This window comes from Georgenia sp., from assembly GCF_054605595.1.
The window spans coordinates 1-21,623 of the sequence record NZ_JBTSDU010000042.1; the positions used below are offsets into that span (position 1 = coordinate 1).

Below are 21,623 nucleotides of genomic sequence, written 5' to 3' on the forward strand. Positions count from 1 at the left end.
CGGGCCGGCACCCCTCCTGGGGTGCCGGCCCGGCGGCGTTCGGCTCGGGACGGTGCTCCTGTCCCCACTCCTCGACCGATTCTTGGCTCCCCGGCGGCGCGGCCGGCGGGGTGACTGACGCTCATGTCCCCACTCCTCGACCGATTCTTGGCTCCAACGGTCGGGATGGGTTCGACGCAGCCATACCGCCGTCAGCTCCGGGCGCGGCGCCCGGCCCTGGCGGAGAAGGCATCCATGGCGGAGAGCACCGCCGGCGCCTGCCACCCCGGTCCCGCTCGCGGGTTGTGGTCAGGCTCATCGCCCCGGACTCCTCGACGGCGGACAACGCGGTGCGGGCGGCCCGCTCCGAGATGCCCAGCTCCGTGGCGACGATGGCGGGGGTGGGCGACGGCGAGGTCGAGGACGCCCCACGCGGAGGAGTCCGACCGGGCCCTGAGGTCAGCGCGCCATGCCTCCTTGATGGCGATGAGCTCGGCGGCCAGCTGGCGACCGTCGGCGGCGGCGGCGAGGGCAGCGCGGCCCATCTGGTCGACGATGGGGGTGAGATCCCCGCTGCGGTACGCCGTCAGGGCGTCGTAGTAGTCAGCGGTGGATCGCAGCAGGCCTGCGGAGACCGGCGCGGTCGCGTACCGCGTCATCTCGCGCGACTTCAGAGCGGTGTGCACCAGGGCGCGGCCGACGCGGCCGTTGCCGTCCTCGAACGGGTGGATCGTCTCGAACTGGGCGTGCAGGACGGCAGCAGCCACCAGTGGCTGGATGTCTCCGCGGGCGTCGAACGTGGCCAGATCGTCGATCAGCTCGGGCACGCGGTCGTGGTGGGGTGGGACGAACTCGGCGTGGTGCGGGATGGTGCCGGGCTCTCCGACCCAGACGGTCAGCTCGCGCCAGCGTCCGGCGATGTCGGGTTCGCTGTGGTCCATCAGCAGCCGGTGCAGCTCGAGGATGGTCTCGGCGTCGAAGCGCACGATCTCGGCCGTGGACTGATCCGCCAGCGCGGCCACATCGCGCGGGAGGTGAATCGAGGCCTCGGCGATCAGGCGTACCGCCGGATCGTCACGGGACATGGCGGTCCACTCCCCGCCCACGGGCAACCCTCGTCGGGCTCCCGGCTGGCGATCGCGCCTCGTGCTGACCCTTCCGTATCGGCCCACCGCTGCGGAACCATCACCCCAGATCCTTCCGTAACGGAATCGCGTGGGCGAGGGGCGTTGGTAAAGGGACGCCCAAGAGATCACAGCCGGGTGGGGTTCGAGCCTTGAGGATCTTCGGATCCTCTGCGACCGGCTGGGACCCCTCGTGTCCGCGACGTCGGCCTCCTCGACTCGGCGGCCCACCGACCCTCATCTGTGCTCTCCGGCATCGACGCCTACCCCGACATCCACGTCAAAGCCACAGTCCTGCTCGAGTCGATCGTCCGCAACCACCCGCTGATCGACGGCGACAAGAAGCTCGGCGGTGTAGCCGTCGTCGTCTTCTACGGTCTTCTACGGCATGACCGGATGGACCCTCGTAGCGCATGCGCCCGTAGTAGACAGTGTCCGCTGAACGAGGGACGTCACCGATGCGTTGGGCAGATTCGGCGACCCGTTCATCGCCTCGACGGAACGTTTCGCGGGTCAGCATCGAGTCTCTGTCGGGATGGCGGGATTCGAACCCACGACCTTCCGCTCCCAAAGCGGACGCGCTACCAACCTGCGCCACATCCCGTCACGCCATCGGCGCTCCCAGGATTCTACGGGCTTGCGCAGCTCCCCCGGTCCGCCCCGGCGAGGCCCGGTCTCGCGGGCGTCGTATCGCGGCCCGCGACGGCCGACGGTTCCGCTGTGGTTAGAATCCATCGTGCGGTTCGCCGCCACGCGGGTGTAGCTCAATGGTAGAGCCTCTGCCTTCCAAGCAGATGGTGCGAGTTCGATTCTCGTCACCCGCTCCCGGCGCGGCCCGCGAGCCGGATCGTCACCGGGTACGCCGTCGCCCCGTATGACAAAGGCCCTCCCACCTCGTCGGTGGGAGGGCCTTCGCACATCAGGGTGCAGCGAGGATCAGTCCTCGACCAGCATGCCCCTCTGGTAGGCCTTGGCCAGTCGCCGCGGCACCTTCACCTCGCGGCCCTGGACGCGGACGGCGACGAGCTCGGTGAGCGCGGCCTTCCACTGGGACCGGCGAGAGCGGGTGTTGCTGCGGGACATCTTGCGCTTGGGAACTGCCATGCCCTTGCCGCTCCTTCCGTCAGTTGGGGGATCATGCCGACACCACCCGTCCAGCAGGGCGGGCGTGCGCGGCCAACCGGAGCAGCCTACACCGACCGCGACGTCGCCCACGCCCCACCTGGTCCACCGGCGGCTGTGACGTTCGCCGCGCGCCGGCCCGCGCCCACCGGCGGTCCGGTGCGCTCGGCGCCGACCGGTCGGCGCCGGCCACCCGGCAGGTCAGGCGCGGTTGCCATAGCGCCGACGGAACTGCTCCACGCGCCCCGCGCTGTCCACCACTCGCGAGCGCCCCGTGTAGAACGGGTGCGACGCCGAGGAGATGTCGACGTCGACGACCGGGTACGAGTGACCGTCCTCCCACGCCACGGTGCGCTCGGAGGTGAGCGTGGAACGAGTAAGGAAGGCGAGGTCGGCGGACTTGTCCCGAAAGACGACGGGTGCGTAGCCGGGGTGGATGGTCTGCTTCATGGACGGATCCCTTCTGAGAACGGTTATCGTCGCACCTCCATAACGCGCGCTACCACCAGACATTCCCGAGCGATACTGCTGCCGTGCCCCACTCCGCCATGCCGGCCCCGACCGCGGCCTCGGCCCGGATCGCCGTCCCGGCCCGGATCACCGTCCCGCAGGAGCGCCCATGAGCGCCCTGCGCCTGGTCCGCGGCGTCGACACCACAGCCGAGATCGAGGTGCGCCACTCCCGCTTCCGCACGGTACTGCGCCGGGTGGACGAGGAGGAAGGCGCCCGCGCGCTGGTCGCCGAGGCGCGCCGCCGCTACCCCGACGCCCGCCACCACTGCTCGGCGTTCATCGTCGAGGTCCCGGGAGCGAACCGGACCGAGCGGTCCTCCGACGACGGCGAGCCCGCCGGCACCGCCGGCACGCCGATGCTCGAGGTGCTCCGCGGCTCCGGGCTGAGCGACGTCGCCGCCGTCGTGGTGCGCTACTTCGGCGGCATCAAGCTCGGCACGGGCGGTCTGGTCCGCGCCTACACCGACGCCGTGCACGCCGCGCTGGCGCAGGCGCCCCGGGTGCGCCTCGAGCGGCTCGAGCTGTGGCAGGTCGACCTCCCGCACGCCGACGCCGGGCGCACGCAGGCCGAGCTGCACGGCCGTGGCGTCACGGTGCACGACGTCGCGTACGGCGCCGCCGCCGTCCGGCTCACGCTGGCGACCGGCGACGGCGCGGCGCTGGTGGAGCTGCTCGCCGCCCTCACCGCCGGTACCGCGGAGCCGGTGCCCGCGGGCACGACCGTGATCGAGCACCCGATCGCATTGCTCTAGTTCCACTAGAGCAACTATGGTGGAAACATGTTGCTCCGCATCGACCCCACCTCGGCCACGCCGCTGTTCGAACAGCTCGCGGTCCAGGTCCGCACCGCCGTCGTGCGCGGGGACATCGGCTCGGGCGAGCGGCTCCCGGCGGCACGTGAGCTCGCCGAGTCGCTGGCGGTGAACCAGCACACCGTGCTGCACGCCTACCAGCTCCTCCGGGACGAGGGCCTGATCGAGCTGCGGCGCGGGCGCGGAGCCGTTGTCACCGCCCGCGCCACCGAGCACTATGCGCGCCTGGGCGAGGCCATCGCCACCGTCCGCCGCGAGGCCGACGTGCTCGGCCTGCCCCGGTCCGCCGTCGCCGCCATGATCGCCACCCCCGAGGAGAACCGATGAGCACCGCCGATCCCCGCCCGCCGCTCCCCCACCGGGGCCGTGCCTGGCTCTTCGGCGTGGCGGTGCCCCTGGCGGTCCACCTCGGGGCCGGCCTGCTCGTCCGGTCCTGGCTGCCCCGGCTGCCCGACGAGGTCGCGCTCCACTGGGGAATCGACGGCGTGGACCGCGTGGGCCCGGTCAGCGAGCTCCTCATCACGACGGCGGCCCTCGGCGGCCTGGGTTTCGTGGTGCTGGCCGTACTGGCCGTGAGCGTGGGTCGCACCGCACTCACGCGTCGGATGGTCCTCGCCCTCGCGACGGGCACCGCCGTGTTCTTCGCCGGGCTGCTCCTCACCCAGGCCTGGACGCAGCTCGACCTCGCCGACCCGTGGCAGGCCCCCTCCCCCGACCTCCCCCTCATCGTGGTCACCGTCCTCGCGGTCGGCGCCGGGGCCCTCGCGGGCGCACTCGCCGGGCGCGACCCCGAGCTCCCGGCGGACGCGCCCCTGCCCGCGGATGCGGCCCGGTCCGATCTCGGTGCCCAGGAGCGCGCGGTGTGGACACAGCAGGTCGCCGCCGGGTCACGCCGGCACCGATGGGGCTGGCTGGGCCTTGCGCTCTACGTCACGGGCGCACTGGCCCTGTCGATCCTGACGCAGATGTGGTTCGGGGCCGTCATCATGCTCGCGCTGGTCCCGCTCATGCTGACCATGCTCGTGTGGGACGTGCGGGTGGACGCCGCCGGGCTCACCGTGCGGGGCCGCCTGGGCTGGCCCCGCCAGTACGTGCCTGCGGCGGAGATCCTGCGGGCGGACGTGGCGGAGATCTCCCCGTTCCGCCAGTTCGGCGGGTGGGGCCTACGCACCTCCGTCGACGGGCGGACCGGCGTCGTGGTGCGCAAGGGCGAGGCCATCGCCGTCGAGCGGACCGGAGGTCGCCGCCTCGTCGTCACAGTCGACGACGCGGCCACCGGGGCCGCACTCCTGAACACCTTCGCCGAGCGTGCCCGGGCCACCACCGCCGCCGCCTGACACCGCGGCACCCCACGTCGCCGCGGGACGCGCTAGGGTGAGCACGGCCTCAGCGCCGGTCTCCGCCGGCGACCAGCCGCCGCGCACACCGAGAGGATGCCGCCATGAGCACGATGCTCGTCGCCCGCTCCTTCGCCGTCGTGCCCGTGTGCCGGCGCAGCTGTCCGTAGAGCGCCCGGCTTCCCTGCGGCCACCGCCGCATCCCTGGCGCTCCAGCCTCACCCCGAGCGCGCCCGCGCTCCCCTCCGGCCTCATCCCGGCCCCGTCCGGGGCACGGCTCAACCCACCCAGGAAGAGAACACCATGGCTCAGATCTACGACGACGTGACCGCTCTCATCGGCCGGACCCCGCTCGTCCGCCTCAACAAGATCACCGACGGCGCCGGCGCCACCGTGCTGGCCAAGCTCGAGTTCTACAACCCGGCCAACTCCGTCAAGGACCGCATCGGCGTCGCCATCGTCGAGGCCGCGGAGCGGGCCGGTGCCCTCAAGCCCGGTGGCACGATCGTCGAGGCGACCTCCGGCAACACCGGCATCGCCCTGGCCATGGTGGGCGCTGCCCGCGGGTACGACGTCGTCCTGACGATGCCGTCCTCGATGAGCAGGGAGCGCCGGGCCCTGCTGCGTGCGTTCGGCGCCGAGCTCGTCCTGACCGAGCCGGCGGACGGCATGCGCGGCGCCATCGAGAAGGCGAACGAGATCGCGGCCTCGCGCCCCGGTTCCGTCCTGGCCCAGCAGTTCGCCAACCCGGCCAACGTCGAGGTCCACCGCCGCACCACCGGCGAGGAGATCTGGGCGGACACCGACGGCGCCGTGGACGTGCTCGTCTCCGGGATCGGCACGGGCGGCACGATCACCGGCGCCGGCGGCCTGCTCAAGGAGCGCAAGCCCAAGGTCCGGCTCGTCGCGGTCGAGCCGGCGGAGTCCCCGATCCTCAACGGCGGCGCCCCCGGCCCGCACAAGATCCAGGGGCTCGGCGCGAACTTCGTGCCCGAGATCCTCGACACCGACCTCTACGACGAGGTGATCGACGTCGACGCCGAGACGGCCGTGGCGTACGCCCGTCGCGCCGCCACCGAGGAGGGCCTGCTCGTGGGCATCTCCTCGGGCGCCGCCCTCGCCGCCGCCGCCCAGCTGGCCAAGCGTCCCGAGCTCGCGGGCAAGACGATCGTCGTCATCGTCCCCGACTTCGGCGAGCGCTACATCTCCACCATCCTCTTCGAGGGCCTGGCCGACTGACGTGCACGACTCCCACGTGCCGATGGGCCGGTTGCTGATGGAGGACCTCTGGGCCGCGCGCCGCCACGACCCGGCGGCCCGCACGCTCCTCGAGGTCGCCCTGGCCTACCCCGGCGTGCACGCACTGTGGATCCACCGGCTGGCGCACCGTATGTGGCACGCCAGCCCGCTGCTGAGGCTGCCCGCCCGCCTGGTCTCCCAGGCGACGCGGGCGCTCACGGGGATCGAGATCCACCCCGCGGCGTCGCTGGGTCGGCGGATGTTCATCGACCATGGCATGGGCGTGGTCATCGGGGAGACCGCCGAGGTGGGTGAGGACGTGGTGATCTTCCACGGCACCACGCTCGGCGGGACCTCGATGCACCGCGGCAAGCGTCACCCCACCGTCGGGGACCGCGTGATGATCGGGGCGGGCGCCCAGGTGCTCGGGCCGGTGCGTATCGGAGACGACGCCCGGGTGGGTGCCAACGCCGTCGTCGTCAAGGACGTCCCGGCGGGCTCCGTCGCCGTCGGGGTGCCCGCGAAGGTCCGGCCGAGCCCGGCCCCCGCGACCGCGGCGGAGTGGTACATCGATCCGGCGATCTACATCTGAACGCGCCCGCACCTCGACGGCTGTCGCGCGGCGCGGGCTCAGCGGGCGGTGACGCGCGGCGCCCGTTGGCAGCGTGGGCACCAGAACACGCGCCGCCCGGCCATCTGCGCCTGCGTCACCCGCGATCCGCAGACGAGGCACGGCAGCCCGGAGCGGTGGTAGACGTACCAACGGTCCGCCTCCTGGTGCCGGTCCTCGGGGCGCGTGGTGACGATCCGGCCGGTGTCGACGCCGTCGGCCATGAGGTCGGCGAGGTCCGCCCACATCGTGCGCAGGCTCGCGGCCGGGACGTCGCGGCCCAGCCGGCGGGGGTGCACCCGGGTGCGGTAGAGCGCCTCGGCCCGGTAGATGTTGCCGACGCCGGCGATGACGCCTTGGTCCATGAGCAGCTCCGCAACGGTGCGGCGCCGGGCCCGTACCCCGTGCACGAACGCCTCGACGTCGCCGTCGGCGCGCAGCGGATCGGGGCCGAGCCGGGCCTGTACCGCCGCCTTCTCCTCGGGGGTGATGACCTCGCACGCGGTCGGGCCGGTCAGGTCCGCGACGCCGTGCTCACCGAGCAGGCGCACCCGCACGGCGCCGCGCGGCGCGGGCACCCGCCACGGCCTGCCGGGACCGACGCCCGCCGGCGCACCCGTGGCGGCGTCGGCGCCGCCGCCCCCGGCGATCACCGCCACGACGCCGTCCGCGTCCTCGAAGGCCTCGTCCGGGGAGACCGCCAGCGCGGTCTCCTCCTCCGCCACCCGCCGCCGCGGGGCCCCGATGGCGTGCGGGGCGCGGAAGGTCTCGTCGCCGGCGAAGGTCCACGAGCCGTACAGCCCGAGGTGCACACGCAGCCACCGCACGTCGCCGGCATGCTCGGGGGCGTGCGAGGGCGCGGGGGCGGCGGAAGGTTCGGGGGCGAACGCCAGGAACAGATGCTTGCCGTGTGCCTCGGTGCCCACGAGCGCCTGCCCGTCCAGCAGGGCGGCGCCGCCGGCGAAGCGGCCCTGGGGGGAGCTCACCGCGAGGTGTTGCCCACCGAAGAGCTCGGCGAAGGCGTGCGCGAGCCGGTGGACGGTGTGGCCCTCAGGCATCGAGGTCCTCCGCCGTGGTCGCCGGCTCCGGGGCCGTCCAGTGCGCCGGCGCGTCCCAGGCCGCCTGCCGCAGCTCGACCATGCCCGCGGCGAACGGGTTGAGCGCGGTGCCCTCCTGGAGGTAGTGCGCGCGTGCCTCGGCCCGCAGCGCCCGCGGGAGCGTGCCGTCCGCACGCACCACGCGCCACCAGGGCACCTCGGCCCCGTAGGCGGCCATGATCGTGCCCACGTGCCGCGCTGAGCCGTGGCCGGTGTGCGCGCGCACCGCCTCCGCGACGAGGCCGTAGGTGCTCACCTTGCCCCACGGGATCTGGTCGACGACGTCGAGCACGAGCTCGGTGAGCTCGGTCCTCTCAGGCTTCACCCCCCTATGATCTCAGGACGATGAGCAACGACACCACCACCATGCCGGCGTCCGATCCTCTTCCATCCCGCTGCGAGCACTGCGATGACTCGGTGCCGCACGAGCACCTCGACGTCAAGGTCGTCATCGAGGAGTCGCGCACCCGGGCCAGGGACCGGGCCGTCCGGCAGCTCGCGCTCGCGGCGGCATTCCTGATCGTGGCGGCGGTGGTCGCGGCAGTCGCCGCCGGGATCGGCGCCACGCTCGGCGCGGCGGCGCTGGCCGCCGCCGGGTGGGTCGTCGCCAACGCGGTGGCGCTCGGCGTCGTCGGGGTGCTCCGCGCGCGGACGTCCGACGGCCGCGCGCTCGTCAGCGCGGCGCTGACCGCCGCGGGGCTGATGCCGCTCGTCGCGCTGCTCGTCGCTGCCCTGGTCGGCGGCTGGCCGGCGGGTCTCGTCGCCGCGGCGACCTGGCTGTTGTGCGGCGCGGTGGCCGAGGGGCTGCGCGCCCGCACGTGGCGCGCCCTCCTGCTCGCCCCGGGCGACGCCGGCGAGCGGGCCCGTGCCCGGGCCGTCGGGGAGCGCGCGAACGTGCGCACGGCGGGCGCCGGCCACTGGCTGGTGCCGGGTGTCGCCGTCGGTCTCGCCACCTGGCTGCTCACGCCGTTGCCCGTCGCGGTGCTCGTCCTCGTGCCGCTGAGTATCGCCCTCACCGCGCTCGCCGCCTCCCGGACGGCCCGCGGGCAGCACGGCTAGCGGTCGCCGTAGAGCGACCTCATGTACCGCTCGACCGCCAGCTTGTCGGCTGCGAAGCCGCCATAGCCGGCGTCCATCATGGCCTCATTGATGCCTCGGTCCAAGTCGCGGTCGTCCATGCCCGAAGGCAGCTGGATCTCCCACTCGACGCCGGTGGGAGGCAGCGGCGTCTGCGACATCTCGAGGTAGCCGTCGATACTGTCCCGGATCATGTCAAGGTCTTCCTGAGTGGCCGGTCGCTTGGACCGCTCCTCGACCCCGCCGCGGATTCGGACGACCGTGGTCAGCCCAGGCGGGCACTGAACCCCGCGGACCCAGTTCGGTCCCGCCAGGTACGCCACCAACGCTCCCCAGCCGTTCGGCGGGAGCCGCGTCCAGCCGTCCATGTCGGCGTCCGCCGTCGCGGCGGACACCACGGTGAAGTCGTCCCACGTCCTCATCGGTGTCTCCCCACTGCTACGGCGTCGATGTCAGCATCCCGGGAACCAGCAGTACCCGGTCCCGAAGCAGTTGACGTCCGGCGTCCGCAGCGCGGGAGACATGGTGGTTGATCTGGACCCACCCGTCCCAGCGCGGGACCCTCCACCCGTTCCAGGCGTTCCCCGTCGTCCGCGATCTGTAGTCGAGGACACCGGAGGAATCCACCGACACGCGTCCCATACCGAACCGGCCGTCACGTCGATCCGTGGGGCCGCTCGAACCCGTCACACCTGCCCCGATTCTCGACCCTTGCATCTTCCACCCGTCCGCGGGTTAATACAAGGACGGCCGTAGAAAAGAGGACAACAGCACCCCACCGACAGAGCCGCTTCCGGTGCCGTGAAGGCGCCCCCAGGAGGACATCGTGACCATCCGCGTCGACATCGACGGCTTCGGCCGCAACTTCACCCGCGCCGTGCTCGTCACGGGGGCGGACATCCAGATCGTCGGCGTCAACGACCTCACCGACACCAAGACTCTCGCGCACCTGCTCAGGTACGACTCGGTCCTGGGGAGGCTGCCGGCGGAGGTCCACGCGTCCGAGGGCGCGATCACCGTCGGAGCCATGACCTTCAAGGGGTATGCGGAGACCGAACCCGCCACCCTGCCGTGGGGTGAGCTCGGCGCCGACATCGTCATCGAGTCCAGCGGGCGGTTCACCGACGCCGCGAAGGCGCGGGCGCACCTGACCGCCGGCGCGAAGAAGGTCATCCTCTCCGCCCCGGGCAAGCACGAGGACGCCACGTTCGTGATGGGGGTCAACCACACCGATTACGACCCGGCCCAGCACCACATCATCCCCAACGTCCCGTGCACCACCAACTACCTCGCCCCGCTGGCCATGGTGCTCGACCAGGAGTTCGGCATCGTGCGCGGCCTGATGACGACCGTCCATGCCTACACCGGGGACCAGAACCTGCAGGACGGCCCGCACCGGGGCGCGCGCCGCGCCCGCGCCGCGGACGGGCGAACGATGAGACCGGCCACCCCGGCGGAGCCGGAGTACCTCCGCCGGGCCGGCATCGCGCACCACGTCCGCCGCCGCCTGCCGCCGATGGGAACGGCAGCGACCTGACGGCACACGTGCGGCGGCTCAGGGCCGAGGCCCCCGCACACCACATCCCAGGCCTTCCCCAGGGCGACCCGAAGGACCACACCATGTCCACGATCAGCAGCGGAACGACCACACCGGCCACCCCGGCGGACCCGGGCGGCCCAGCCCCCCTGCCACGCACGAGACTGCTCGACCGGATGGAGGTTGCCGACCGCACGGTGGCCTACTACTTCGAGAAGCCCCCGGGGTTCGAGTACAGGGCCGGCCAGTTCGCCGACTACACCCTGCTCCACCCGTCCGAGACCGACAGCGAGGGCGACATCCGCGGCTTCACGCTCACCAGCGCACCGTACGAGCCGCGGCTGATGGCCACCACCCGGCTGCGCGACACCGCCTTCAAGCGCGTCCTGCGCGAACTGCCGATCGGCAGCGAGCTCCTCCTCGACGCTCCCTATGGCTCCTTCACCCTGCACCACAACGCCGCCAGGCCGGCGGTCTTCCTCGCCGGCGGGATCGGCATCACCCCCGTACGCAGCATCGCCCTGCAGGCAGCGCACGAGGGCACGGGCCCCCGCATCACCGCGTTCTCCGCCAACCGGCGCCCCGAGGACGCAGCCTTCCTCGACGAGCTCGGCCGGCTCGGCGAGACGAACCCGAACTTCACCTTCGTCCCCACCATGACCCAGCCCCAGAAGTCCCGGATCGCCTGGGAGGGCGAGACCGGGCACGTGGACCAGGCCATGCTCTCCCGTCATGTCGACGACCTGACGGCGCCGATCTACTACCTCAGCGGCCCTGCCGGGATGGTCCGGGCAATGCGCGACGTCCTCAACGGTGCCGGTGTCGACGACGACGACATCCGCACCGAAGAGTTCTCCGGCTACTGACCCGACCGCTCCACCACCGGACCCGAAGGAGTTCGTGATGAACGCCGTCGTCATGGAAGGAACATCATGAGCGACCCGCTCAACGCCCTGGCCGAGGCCGGCGTCTCCATCTGGTTGGACGACCTCAGCCGGGAGCGACTCGTCTCGGGCACCCTGGCCGACCTCGTCGCGCACCACCACGTCGTCGGTGTCACCACCAATCCGACCATCTTCGCCAGAGCCATCACCGGCGGCCACGCCTACGACTCGCAGGTTTCCGACCTCGCCGTCCGGGGAGTGGACGTCGGGGAGGCACTGCGCGCACTGACCACCTTCGACGTGCGTTGGGCCTGCGACGTGCTCCGACCGGTGTACGAGGCCACCGACGGCGTCGACGGCCGGGTGTCGATCGAGGTCGACCCCCGGATCGCCCGCGACACCATGGCCACCATCGCCGAGGCCCGGGCGCTGTGGTGGGCGGTCGACCGGCCCAACCTGTTCATCAAGATCCCCGGCTCTCGCCAGGGACTGCCCGCGATCGCCGCCTGCCTGGCCGAGGGCATCAGCATCAACATCACGCTCATCTTCTCCCTGTCCCGCTATGACGCCGTCATGGACGCCTTCCTCGACGGCATGGAGCAGGCCCGGGCGGCCGGTCACGACCTGTCCACGATCGGCTCCGTCGCCTCGTTCTTCGTCTCCCGGGTGGACACCGAGGTCGACGCCCGGCTGGACGAGCTGGCCACCCCCGCGGCGGCCGAGCTGCGCGGGCGCGCCGCCATCGCCAATGCCCGCGTCGCCTACGAGCACTACGAGCGTGTGTTCGCCTCGCCCCGATGGGCGTCCTTGCGCGCGGCCGGGGCCCACCCCCAACGGCCCCTGTGGGCCTCGACCTCCACCAAGGACCCCGCCTACCCCGACACCCGGTACGTCGTCGACCTCGTCGCCCCCGGCGTCGTCAACACCATGCCCGAGGCCACCATGCGCGCCGTTGCCGACCACGGCCAGGTCCATGCGGAGTCGGTCCACGCCGGGTACGGCGACGCTCACGACGCTCTGGCCGCGCTCCGGCGCCTCGGCATCGACTACGACGACGTGGTGCAGACCCTCGAGGACGACGGACTGTCCACCTTCGAGGCCAGCTGGCAGATCCTCGGCGACCAGCTGGCCACCCGCCTCTCGGCCCCGCCGGCACCGGGCCGGACCTGACCCGACTCGCGCGAGAGCGGGGCATCTCGCCGAGCACGCCCCAAGGGGTCATCCGTCACCGGCACCGCCTGCTCGGCAGCCGGGTGGCCGGCAGGCGATGATCCGTCGCGCCGAGGTGGGCCCACCTGAGAGGCTGACCGGGTGCACACCACCGACACTCCGATCGCCGCCTCCACCCCGCCCGGCTACCGCCTGGACGACTTCGACGCCGGCGCCCACCGGGACGCAGCCCTCGACGTGAGCGCCTGGGCGTTCGCCGAGGAGCAGCCCGCCGAGGACGTCGCGGTGCAGCCGTGGGCGCTCGAGGCCGGCCGCTCGGTGGGCGTGTGGGACGAGCGCGGCGCCACGCCGCGGCTCGCGGCGTTCCACTCCTCCTACGCCTTCACCCTGCCGGTACCCGGCGGGGCGGCGCTCCCGGCCGCCGGCCTCACCTGGGTCTCGGTCCACCCGGGGCACCGTCGTCGCGGCCTCGCCCGCGCCATGCTCACCGCCCACCTGGCGCGCACCGCGGCCCGAGGGGAGGCCGTCTCGGTGCTGAACGCGGCCGAGGTCGGGATCTACGGGCGGTACGGGTACGGGATCGCCACGCAGGCGATGCGGATCACGCTGCCGCGGGGTGCGGGGCTGCGTGCGGTGGCCGGCAGCGAGGACCTCGTAGTCGAGCTCGAGACGGCCGACCCGGCACGGCATGCCGAGACCGTCGCTCGGGTCCACTGCGCCGTTGATCGCCCGGGGTGGCTGACGCGCGACACGCTCCCGTTGCGGGCCCGCCGACTGGTGGACCATCCCTCCGAGCGGCGCGGCACCGAACCGCTGCGCGTGGCGCTGGTGCGCACGCTCACCGGTGAGCCGCGGGCCTACGCGATCTTCCGGCGGCACTCGGTGTGGTCCGACTCCCGGGCGCCCGAGGGTGTCGTCCGGGTGCGCGAGGCCGTCGCGACCGACGCGGCGTCCGCCCGGGCGCTGTGGGCCACGCTGACCGACCTGGACCTCATGGGGAGCGTGGAGACCGGCCCGCTCGCCACCGACGACGCGCTGCACGGTCTGCTGCTGGATCATCGCGGCGCACGGGCGAGGGTCAGCGACGACGTGTGGCTCCGGCTGCTCGACGTCCCCGCCGCCCTGGTGGCCCGCCGTTACCAGGCCCCGGTCGACGTGGTGCTGGAGCTGATGGACGCGCTCGTGCCGGCCAACGCCGGCCGCTGGCACCTGCGCGGCGGGCCGGCCGGCGCCGCGGTCGAGCGCACCGACGCCCCCGGCGACCTGACCCTCGACGTCGCCGACCTCGCCGCCGCCTACCTGGGCGGCACGTCGCTCGGGGCGCTCGGGCTCGCCGGTCGGGTCACCGAGCTGCGTGCGGGCGCCCTCGCGCCGGCGTCCGCCGCGTTCGGCTGGCCGGTCGCGCCGGCGAACAGCTGGGGGTTCTGAACCCTACCGACCGGCCTCGAACGCGGTGAGCTGGTCGATCCGACGCTGGTGCCGCTCGTCGCCGGAGAACGGTTCGGCGAGGAAGGCCTCGACGATGGCGATCGCCTCGTCGACGGTGTGCTGGCGGCTGCCGACGGCGACGACGTTGGCGTCGTTGTGCGCGCGGGCCAGCGTTGCCGTGTCGGTGCTCCAGGCCAGCGCCGCACGCACGCCGGGGACCTTGTTCGCCGCGATCTGCTCACCGTTGCCGGAGCCGCCCAGCACGATGCCCAGGCTGCCCGGCTCGGCCACCACCGCCGCGGCCGCCGCGAAGCAGAACGACGGGTAGTCGTCCTGCGGGTCGAACGTCGCGGCGCCGTGGTCCGTCACCGTGTGGCCCGCGTTCGTGAGGTGCTCCCCGAGCGCCGCCTTGAGCTCGAAACCGGCGTGGTCTGATCCGATGTGGATGTGCATGGGGCCATTCTGCCAAGCCGCCCACCGTGCTCGGGACCACGGCGCGGTCGGGCGGGACGTCCGGGCCCTGCCGTAGGGTCGGAGCATGACCTCGACCGACGTGAGCGACCAGCCCGTGCCCACCGACGACGCCGCGGCGATGGACCCGGCCGTCCGCGCGCAGGACGACCTCTTCCGGCACGTGAACGGCAGCTGGCTGCGTGCGCACGTGGTGCCCGCCGACCGCGCCCGCGACGGTTCCTTCCATGCCCTGCGGGACCTCTCGGAGGAGCGGGTGCGCGCCATCATCGACGATGCCGCCGGCGGGGCGCAGACGCCCGGCAGTGCCGCCAACGCTCGCAAGATCGGCGACCTCTTCGCCTCCTTCATGGCGACGGAGCGCATCGAGGCCCTCGGCACGGCCCCGCTGCGCACGGACCTCGAGCTCGTCACCGCGGCGCTGGACCGGTCGGCGCTGGTGCGCGCGATGGGTGCGCTGCAGCCCACCGGGGTCGGCGGCGGCGTCGGCTACGGGGTGGACACGGACCTGAACGACCCCGAGCGCTACGTCGTCTTCTTCGTGCAGTCCGGGCTCGGGCTGCCGGACGAGTCCTACTACCGCGAGGAGGCCCACGCAGCCACGCGGACCGCCTACGTGGCACACGTTGCCGCGATGCTCGCCCTGGCCGGGCTGGTCACCGAGGCGGAGGCGATGGGCGCCGCCGAGCGGGTGATGGCCGTGGAGACCAGGCTCGCCGCGGGCCACTGGGACAACGTCAAGACCCGTGAGGCCGACCTCATCAACAACCCCATGACGTGGGACGAGCTCGTCGCCTCCGCGCCCGGGTTCGACTGGGCGCTGTGGCGCACCGCGCTCGGGGTACCGGCGGACGCGTTCGACCGCCTGCTGGTCGCCATGCCGTCCTACATGCAGCACTTCGCCGCGGCCTGGTCCGAGCTGGCCGTCGACTCGCTGCGGCTGTGGCTGGCGTGGCACGTGGTGCACGCGCGGGCCCCGTACCTCACGCAGGTGATCGTCGAGGAGAACTTCGACTTCTACGGCCGCACGCTCACGGGGGCCCAGGAGCTGCGCGAACGCTGGAAGCGCGGCGTCGCGCTGGTGGAGGGGGCCCTCGGTGAGGCGGTGGGCGAGCTCTACGTCGCCCGGCACTTCCCACCCGAGCACAAGGCGGCGATGCGGCGCCTCGTCGACAACCTCATCGCCGCGTACCGCGAGTCCATCACCTCCCTGGAGTGGATGGGCGAGGAGACCCGGGCCCGCGCCCTGGAGAAGCTGGCGGCGTTCCGGCCCAAGATCGGCTACCCGGACACGTGGCGCGACTACTCCACGCTGGAGATCACCGCCGACGACCTCGTGGGCAACGTCCGCGCCGCGAACCTCTTCGAGGAACGCCGCGACCTCGGCAAGCTCGGCGGCCCCATGGACCGCGACGAGTGGTTCATGCCGCCCCAGATGGTCAACGCCTACTACAACCCGACGATGAACGAGATCGTCTTCCCCGCCGCGATCCTCCAGCCGCCGTTCTTCGACCTCGGCGCCGACGACGCATGGAACTACGGCGGCATCGGCGCGGTCATCGGTCACGAGATCGGCCACGGCTTCGACGACCAGGGCTCCAAGTACGACGGCACCGGCCGCCTCACCGACTGGTGGACCGAGGCGGACCGCGCCGAGTTCGACAAGCGCACCAAGGTGCTCATCGCCCAATACGAGGCCTTCTCCCCGGCCCAGCTCGACGGCTCCCACCACGTCAACGGGGCGCTCACGATCGGTGAGAACATCGGCGACCTGGGCGGGCTGTCGATCGCGCTGACGGCGTACCGGATCGCGCTGCGCGACCAGGGGATCACCGACCTGGCGGAGGCCCCGGTGATCGACGGGCTGACCGCGCTGCAGCGGGTGTTCTGCTCCTGGGCCCGCATCTGGCGCGAGAAGGCGCGCGACGCCGAAGTCATCCGGCTGCTCACGATCGACCCGCACTCCCCCGCCGAGTTCCGCTGCAACGGCGTCGTGCGCAACATGGACGCGTTCGCGCAGGCCTTCGACGTCGCCCCGGGCGACGCGCTCTACCTGCCACCGGCGGAGCGCGTGCGGATCTGGTAGCCGCCGGGCCCGGCCGGCCCCGGAGCGCGCCGCGCCGGGCTCAACCGATCCGGTCGGAGAGCCCGGGGCCGCCGGAGCGCCGCTCGAGCACCAGGGCGACGGCGGCGACGGCGAGCCCGCCGAGCGCCAGCCCCGCGCCCGCTGCCGCCGAGGCCAGGTAGCCGTACCCGGCCGCGATGACCAGGCCACCGACCCAGGCGCCGAGCGCGTTGCCGATGTTCAGCGCGCTGTGGTGCAGCGCCGCGCCGAGCGAGGGCCCCTCCCGGGAGACGTCGAGCAGCCGCATCTGCAGCGCGGGCCCGATGAACTGGGCGGACACCGAGACCCCCAGCGCCAGCAGCACGGCCGGCGCCGGCGAGGTCGCGCCGAGCGAGAACGCGGTCAGGCTGACGACCATCGCACCCAGCCCGAAGAAGATCGCCCCGAACACCGACCGGTCGGTGAGCCGGCCACCCACGAGGGTGCCCCCGATCATGCCGACGCCGAACACGGCCAGGACGAGCGGGACGTGCTCCGCGGCGATCCCGGCGACCTCGGTCATCGTCGGGGTGATGTAGCTGTAGACGGCGAACATGCCGCCGAAGCCGATCGCGCCCGTGCCCATCGCGAGCCAGACCTGGACGGAGCGCAGCGCGCTCACCTCGCTGCGCCAGGTCGCGCCCGCCCCGACCGCCACCGGTGGCACCAGCCGCCAGATGGCCACGAACGCCACGAGCGCGACGACGGCCACGACCCAGTAGAGCGAGCGCCAGCCCGCGCCCTGGCCCAGCGCGGTGGAGAGCGGCACGCCCACCGTCGTCGCGACCGAGAGGCCGACCATGACCTGGGAGACGGACCGGGCCCGCTGCTGGGGCGGGGAGATGTGGGCGGCGACGACGGCGGCGATGCCGAAGTACGCGCCGTGCGGCAGGCCGGCGACGAACCGGGCGACCAGCTCGGTGGTCAGCGTCGGGGCGACGGCGGAGAGTGCGTTGCCCACCGCGAGCGCCAGCGCGAGCCCGGTGAGCAACGTGGTGCGGGGCACCCGCGGGAGCGCGACGACGATCAGCGGGGCGCCGACGACCACGCCCAGGGCGTACGCGGAGACGAGGTTGCCGGCCCGGGGGATGGTCGCGCCGAAGGTCTCGGCGATCTGCGGCAGCAGGCCCATGGTGGCGAACTCGGTGGTGCCGATGGCGAAGCTGCCGACGGACATCGCCAGGATGGCGACGGCGAGCGCGCGTGGGCTCAGGGGCCCCCGGAGGGCAGGTGTGGTCATCCGCTAGGAGAGGGTGTAGCCGGCGCGGCGCACGGAGAAGGAGTAGCCGGACTCGTCGTGCCGGCAGGACACCCCGTCGGTCTCGGAGCGGCAGGTGAAGCCGTCGATCGTGACCTCCGAGCCGTACTCGAGCACGTCGACGCCGTCGGTCGCGATGGTGAGCTCCTGATCGGAGGTGTCGCAGACCAGACCGGCGCCCTTCGCGGTGACCTGGAGGAACTGACCCACCGAGCCGTCGCAGGCCTTGACCTCGGCGGCCGGGATGGCGTCCGCGTAGTCGTAGGTGGCGATGCCGCACAGCGCACGGTCCACGCTCACCGCGCACCCGATGTTGCCGCTCGGGGAGACGAAGTCGAAGGTGATCCCCCCGAGGTCCTCGCCCCGGGTCGGCACCGTCGAGCCCGTCGAGCCGCCGTCCGTGGGCTCCTGGGCCGGGCCCGCCGCGGTGCCGGTCGCCGACGGCGTCCCGCCCGCGCTGCCGACGCCGCCCCCGAAGCGCTGCACGAGCATGACGGCGAGCACGATGACCAGCAGCGCCGTGAGCGCCACCACGGCGATCTCACCGCCGCGTAGCCTGCCGCGCCCTGCCGTCGCCATCCCTGCCCCCAGTCCTGAGCCCGCCGTCGAGCGAGATCACGTTACGCCATGTCAGTCGAAGATCGGCCCGGAGGTCCGGGTGCGTTTGATCTCGTAGAAGCCGGGTGTGCCGGCCACGAGCACCGCGCCGTCCCACAGCCGGCCGGCCGCCTCACCCTTCGGCGCCGGGGTGACGACGGGGCCGAAGAACCCGATGCCGTCGACGGCGACGACGGGGGTGCCGACGTCGTCCCCGACGAGGTCCGTCGCCCGCTGGTGGGAGGCGCGCAGGGAGTCGTCGAGCTCGTCGGTGCCGGCGTGGCGGGCCAGCTCGGCGGGCAGTCCGACCTCGGCGAGGGCCTCGTCGATGACCGCGGGCAGGTCCTTGTCGCGCCCGCCGGGGTGGATGCGGGTGCCGAGCGCGTCGTAGAGCGGCTTGAGGACTTCCTCGCCGTGGTGCTCCCGGGCGGCGTTGACCACGCGCACGGGGCCCCAGGCACGTCGCATGAGGTCGGCGTAGTCCTCGTCGAGGTCGCGGTGCTCGTTGAGGACGGCCAGGCTCATGACGTGCCAGCGCACGGTCAGGTCGCGCACCTGCTGCACCTCACCGATCCAGCGGGAGGTCATCCACGCCCACGGGCACATGGGGTCGAACCAGACGTCGGCGGTGTGGGTCTCGTTGGTCATGGCGCCATCGTACGGACGACGGCGACCCATGCGACCGCGGTGTCGGCCGCGGGCGGCCGGCTCCCGGCGACGCCCCCTGGTCCCGGGTGGCAGGATCGGCCGGGGAGCCGCGAGCGCGGCCCCGGGCCGGGCGGACCAGCGCCGCCACCGCACGACGAGGAGAACCATGCCCGCCGAGAACCTCACCCGCACCGAGGCCCGGGAACGGGCCGCGACCGTGGCCACCCGGAGCTACGCCGTCGAGCTCGACCTGACGCGCACGGAGGGGTTCGACTCCACCACCACGGTGCGCTTCACGGCGACCGAGGGCGCAGCCACGTTCCTGGATCTCATCGCGGAGTCCGTCGAGTCGATCACGCTCAACGGCCGGGACGTGCCGACCAGTGCGTTCGCCGACTCGCGCATCGCGCTGGGCGGGCTGGCCGCCGAGAACGAGGTCCGGGTCGTCGCCACCGGCCGGTACATGAACACCGGCGAGGGGCTGCACCGGTTCGTGGACCCCGTGGACCAGGAGGTCTACCTCTACACCCAGTTCGAGGTGGCGGACTCGCGCCGGGTCTTCGCCGTGTTCGAGCAGCCGGACCTCAAGGCCACGTTCGCGTTCACGGTGACCGCGCCGGCGCACTGGACCGTCGTCTCCGGCACCGCCACCCCCGAGCCCGAGCCCGCCGGCGACGGCGCCGCGACGTGGCGCTTCGCCCCCACCCAGGTCATCTCCTCCTACCTCACAGCGATCGTGGCCGGCCCGTACCACCGGGTCGCCGGCGAGCTGACCTCACGCGACGGGCGCACCATCCCGCTCGGTGTCCACGCCCGCGCCTCCCTGGCCGAGCACGTCGACGCCGAGGAGATCATGGACATCACCCGGGCCGGGTTCGCCTTCTTCGAGGAGGCGTTCGACCAGCCCTACCCGTTCACCAAGTACGACCAGGTCTTCGTGCCCGAGTTCAACGCCGGCGCGATGGAGAACGCCGGTGCGGTGACGATCGTGGAGAGCTACGTCTTCCGGTCCAAGGTGCCCGAGGCCACCGTCCAGCGCCGCGCCATCACCATCCTGCACGAGCTCGCCCACATGTGGTTCGGCGACCTCGTCACCATGTGCTGGTGGAACGACCTGTGGCTCAACGAGTCCTTCGCGGAGTTCGCCTCCCACCTGGCCGCGGCGGAGGCCACCCGGTTCACCGACGCCTGGACCACGTTCTCCGCCCTGGAGAAGTCCTGGGCGTACCACCAGGACCAGCTCCCCTCCACGCACCCGATCGTCGCGCCCATCGACGACCTGGCGGACGTCGAGGTCAACTTCGACGGCATCACGTACGCCAAGGGCGCCTCGGTGCTCAAGCAGCTGGTCGCCTGGGTCGGGCGGGACGCCTTCCTCGACGGCGTCAAGCGCTACTTCGCCAGGCACGCCTACGGCAACACCGAGCTCACCGATCTCCTCGCCGAGCTCGAGGCGACATCCGGCCGCGAGCTGGCCAGCTGGTCGAAGCTGTGGCTGGAACAGGCCGGCGTGACCCTGCTGCGCCCCGAGCTGACCACCGACGACGACGGCACCGTCACCTCCTTCGCCGTCCTCCAGGAGGCCCCGGCCGAGCACCCCGTGCTGCGCCCGCACCGCCTGGTCGTCGGCGGCTACGACGTCGTGGGCGACGGCGACGACGCCCGCCTCGAGCGGACGGTGCGGATCGAGCTCGACGTCGAGGGCTCCCGCACCGAGGTCCCCGACCTCGTGGGGCGGCGCCGGCCCGACCTGGTGCTGGTCAACGACGAGGACCTCGCCTACGCGAAGGTGCGCCTCGACGCGGCGTCCCTGGCCACGGCGACGGCGCACCTGGGCGGCTTCGCCACGTCGCTGCCCCGCGCCCTGGTGCTGGCCGCGGCGTGGGACATGACGCGCGACGCGGAGCTGCCGGCTCACCGGTTCGCCGACCTGGTGCTCGGCGCCGTCGCCACGGAGACCGACTCCTCGGTGGTCCAGGTGCTGCTGCGCCAGCTCGCGACCGCCGTCGCCTCCTACTCCGACCCGGCCACCCGCGACGCGCTCGCCGCCCGCGTGGGTGCCGAGCTCCGCGCGCACGCCCGCGCGGCCGCGGCGGGCTCGGACACGCAGCTCCAGCTCGTGCAGGCGGCTGCCGCCCACGCGGTCACCGACGCCCAGCTCGATGCCGTGGCTGCCGTCCTGGACGGCTCGGACGTGCCGGTGGGGCTGGTGGTGGACACCGACCTGCGGTGGTCGCTGCTGCAGGCTCTCGTCGTCGGTGGCCGGGCCGGTGCCCAGGAGATCGATGCCGAGCTGGAGCGCGACGCGACCGCCGCGGGCCACCAGCACGCGGCCCGGGCGCGGGCTGCCGTGCCGACCCCGCCGGCGAAGGCGCGGGCCTGGGCCGACGTGCTCGAGGACGACACGCTGCCCAACACCGTGCAGGCGAACGTCATCGGCGGGTTCTGCGACGTGCACGACCGCGGCCTGCTCGTGCCGTTCGTGGGCCCCTACTTCGACGCCCTCGAACGGGTGTGGACCGCACGGACCAACGAGATGGCGCAGAACATCGTCATCGGCCTCTACCCCGGCCGGCTGGCCGGGCTGGCGCAGCGGCACGGCGTCGACGTCGTCGCA

Annotated in this window: 21 protein-coding genes, 2 tRNA genes and 2 pseudogenes; 14 read left to right on the forward strand and 11 right to left on the reverse strand. The window is 73.0% G+C overall.

Annotated elements, in window-relative coordinates; genetic code table 11:
• Window positions 1–191 precede the first annotated feature (191 nt).
• A complete protein-coding gene (locus tag ACYC1Z_RS06995; RefSeq protein ID WP_461408808.1) occupies window positions 192–1,064 on the reverse strand; it encodes a Fic family protein in 873 nt (290 codons plus the stop codon).
• Window positions 1,065–1,269: 205 nt separating this feature from the next.
• Here ACYC1Z_RS06995 and ACYC1Z_RS07000 point away from each other — a divergent pair.
• Window positions 1,270–1,496: pseudogene (locus ACYC1Z_RS07000) on the forward strand (type II toxin-antitoxin system death-on-curing family toxin); the annotation flags it as partial.
• Between the two features lie 137 nt (window positions 1,497–1,633).
• On the opposite strand, the gene ACYC1Z_RS07005 reads toward ACYC1Z_RS07000, so the two are convergent.
• A tRNA-Pro gene (locus ACYC1Z_RS07005) sits at window positions 1,634–1,707 on the reverse strand.
• A gap of 149 nt (window positions 1,708–1,856) precedes the next feature.
• On the opposite strand from ACYC1Z_RS07005, the gene ACYC1Z_RS07010 reads away from it, so the two are divergent.
• Window positions 1,857–1,927: transfer RNA gene (locus ACYC1Z_RS07010), tRNA-Gly, on the forward strand.
• Window positions 1,928–2,039: 112 nt separating this feature from the next.
• Here the strand turns inward: ACYC1Z_RS07010 and rpmF are convergent.
• Window positions 2,040–2,207 (reverse strand): 50S ribosomal protein L32, encoded by a 168-nt coding sequence (gene rpmF, locus ACYC1Z_RS07015; RefSeq protein WP_461408809.1) that lies wholly within the window; start codon window positions 2,205–2,207, stop codon window positions 2,040–2,042.
• A 219-nt stretch (window positions 2,208–2,426) separates the two neighbouring features.
• Window positions 2,427–2,675 carry a type B 50S ribosomal protein L31 gene (locus ACYC1Z_RS07020; RefSeq protein WP_461408810.1) on the reverse strand — a complete coding sequence of 83 codons (249 nt, stop codon included), beginning with the start codon at window positions 2,673–2,675 and terminating at the stop codon, window positions 2,427–2,429.
• 169 nt (window positions 2,676–2,844) lie between these two features.
• On the opposite strand from ACYC1Z_RS07020, the gene ACYC1Z_RS07025 reads away from it, so the two are divergent.
• The 5 genes from ACYC1Z_RS07025 (at window position 2,845) to epsC (ending at window position 6,717) form a co-directional block, all read left to right on the forward strand.
• On the forward strand, window positions 2,845–3,489 hold the full coding sequence (locus ACYC1Z_RS07025; protein WP_461408811.1) for an IMPACT family protein: 645 nt from the start codon (window positions 2,845–2,847) through the stop codon (window positions 3,487–3,489).
• A 27-nt stretch (window positions 3,490–3,516) separates the two neighbouring features.
• Window positions 3,517–3,876, forward strand: a complete 360-nt coding sequence (locus ACYC1Z_RS07030; protein WP_461408812.1) for a GntR family transcriptional regulator — start codon at window positions 3,517–3,519, stop codon at window positions 3,874–3,876.
• A complete protein-coding gene (locus ACYC1Z_RS07035; RefSeq protein ID WP_461408813.1) occupies window positions 3,873–4,886 on the forward strand; it encodes a DUF1648 domain-containing protein in 1,014 nt (337 codons plus the stop codon). Before ACYC1Z_RS07030 ends, ACYC1Z_RS07035 begins: the two co-directional genes overlap by 4 nt.
• Window positions 4,887–5,189: 303 nt before the next feature.
• Window positions 5,190–6,125: a cysteine synthase A gene (cysK, locus tag ACYC1Z_RS07040; RefSeq protein ID WP_461408814.1), complete on the forward strand. Its 936-nt coding sequence runs from the start codon at window positions 5,190–5,192 to the stop codon at window positions 6,123–6,125.
• A gap of 22 nt (window positions 6,126–6,147) precedes the next feature.
• Entirely contained in the window at window positions 6,148–6,717 is a 570-nt protein-coding gene (gene epsC, locus ACYC1Z_RS07045) for a serine O-acetyltransferase EpsC (RefSeq protein ID WP_461408828.1), read from the forward strand.
• A gap of 38 nt (window positions 6,718–6,755) precedes the next feature.
• Here epsC and ACYC1Z_RS07050 read toward each other — a convergent pair whose 3' ends face one another.
• Together ACYC1Z_RS07050 and ACYC1Z_RS07055 are read right to left on the reverse strand one after the other, a co-directional pair.
• On the reverse strand, window positions 6,756–7,793 hold the full coding sequence (locus ACYC1Z_RS07050; RefSeq protein ID WP_461408815.1) for an Fpg/Nei family DNA glycosylase: 1,038 nt from the start codon (window positions 7,791–7,793) through the stop codon (window positions 6,756–6,758).
• Complete coding sequence (locus tag ACYC1Z_RS07055) at window positions 7,786–8,157, reverse strand: MGMT family protein (RefSeq protein ID WP_461408816.1); 372 nt, start codon at window positions 8,155–8,157, stop codon at window positions 7,786–7,788. Before ACYC1Z_RS07055 ends, ACYC1Z_RS07050 begins: the two co-directional genes overlap by 8 nt.
• A gap of 20 nt (window positions 8,158–8,177) precedes the next feature.
• On the opposite strand from ACYC1Z_RS07055, the gene ACYC1Z_RS07060 reads away from it, so the two are divergent.
• The gene (locus tag ACYC1Z_RS07060; protein WP_461408817.1) at window positions 8,178–8,891 is read left to right on the forward strand and encodes a hypothetical protein; all 714 of its coding nucleotides are present in this window, start codon (window positions 8,178–8,180) and stop codon (window positions 8,889–8,891) included.
• Here ACYC1Z_RS07060 and ACYC1Z_RS07065 read toward each other — a convergent pair.
• Entirely contained in the window at window positions 8,888–9,331 is a 444-nt protein-coding gene (locus tag ACYC1Z_RS07065) for a DUF5956 family protein (RefSeq protein WP_461408818.1), read from the reverse strand. The two genes, ACYC1Z_RS07060 and ACYC1Z_RS07065, sit on opposite strands and share 4 nt — an antisense overlap.
• A gap of 404 nt (window positions 9,332–9,735) precedes the next feature.
• Between ACYC1Z_RS07065 and ACYC1Z_RS07070 the strand changes: the two are divergent.
• The 4 genes and pseudogenes from ACYC1Z_RS07070 to ACYC1Z_RS07085 form a co-directional block, all read left to right on the forward strand.
• A pseudogene (locus tag ACYC1Z_RS07070) lies at window positions 9,736–10,332 on the forward strand (type I glyceraldehyde-3-phosphate dehydrogenase); the annotation flags it as partial.
• A gap of 197 nt (window positions 10,333–10,529) precedes the next feature.
• Complete coding sequence (locus ACYC1Z_RS07075) at window positions 10,530–11,312, forward strand: ferredoxin--NADP reductase (protein ID WP_461408819.1); 783 nt, start codon at window positions 10,530–10,532, stop codon at window positions 11,310–11,312.
• A gap of 66 nt (window positions 11,313–11,378) precedes the next feature.
• A complete protein-coding gene (gene tal / locus ACYC1Z_RS07080) occupies window positions 11,379–12,500 on the forward strand; it encodes a transaldolase (RefSeq protein ID WP_461408820.1) in 1,122 nt (373 codons plus the stop codon).
• Between the two features lie 141 nt (window positions 12,501–12,641).
• Entirely contained in the window at window positions 12,642–13,928 is a 1,287-nt protein-coding gene (locus ACYC1Z_RS07085) for a GNAT family N-acetyltransferase (RefSeq protein WP_461408821.1), read from the forward strand.
• A 3-nt stretch (window positions 13,929–13,931) separates the two neighbouring features.
• On the opposite strand, the gene ACYC1Z_RS07090 is transcribed toward ACYC1Z_RS07085, so the two are convergent.
• Window positions 13,932–14,381 (reverse strand): ribose-5-phosphate isomerase, encoded by a 450-nt coding sequence (locus tag ACYC1Z_RS07090; RefSeq protein ID WP_461408822.1) that lies wholly within the window; start codon window positions 14,379–14,381, stop codon window positions 13,932–13,934.
• 85 nt (window positions 14,382–14,466) lie between these two features.
• Between ACYC1Z_RS07090 and ACYC1Z_RS07095 the strand changes: the two genes are divergently transcribed.
• On the forward strand, window positions 14,467–16,485 hold the full coding sequence (locus tag ACYC1Z_RS07095; protein WP_461408823.1) for a M13 family metallopeptidase: 2,019 nt from the start codon (window positions 14,467–14,469) through the stop codon (window positions 16,483–16,485).
• Between the two features lie 40 nt (window positions 16,486–16,525).
• Here the strand turns inward: ACYC1Z_RS07095 and ACYC1Z_RS07100 are convergent, their stop codons facing one another.
• The 3 genes from ACYC1Z_RS07100 to ACYC1Z_RS07110 are packed head-to-tail and all read right to left on the reverse strand — an operon-like array spanning window position 16,526 to window position 19,006.
• Window positions 16,526–17,743 (reverse strand): MFS transporter, encoded by a 1,218-nt coding sequence (locus ACYC1Z_RS07100; protein ID WP_461408824.1) that lies wholly within the window; start codon window positions 17,741–17,743, stop codon window positions 16,526–16,528.
• Between the two features lie 3 nt (window positions 17,744–17,746).
• A complete protein-coding gene (locus ACYC1Z_RS07105) occupies window positions 17,747–18,340 on the reverse strand; it encodes a hypothetical protein (RefSeq protein WP_461408825.1) in 594 nt (197 codons plus the stop codon).
• A 51-nt stretch (window positions 18,341–18,391) separates the two neighbouring features.
• A complete protein-coding gene (locus tag ACYC1Z_RS07110; RefSeq protein ID WP_461408826.1) occupies window positions 18,392–19,006 on the reverse strand; it encodes a mycothiol-dependent nitroreductase Rv2466c family protein in 615 nt (204 codons plus the stop codon).
• A 166-nt stretch (window positions 19,007–19,172) separates the two neighbouring features.
• On the opposite strand from ACYC1Z_RS07110, the gene pepN reads away from it, so the two are divergent.
• On the forward strand, window positions 19,173–21,623 hold a 2,451-nt coding region (gene pepN, locus ACYC1Z_RS07115), incomplete at its 3' end, for an aminopeptidase N (protein ID WP_461408827.1).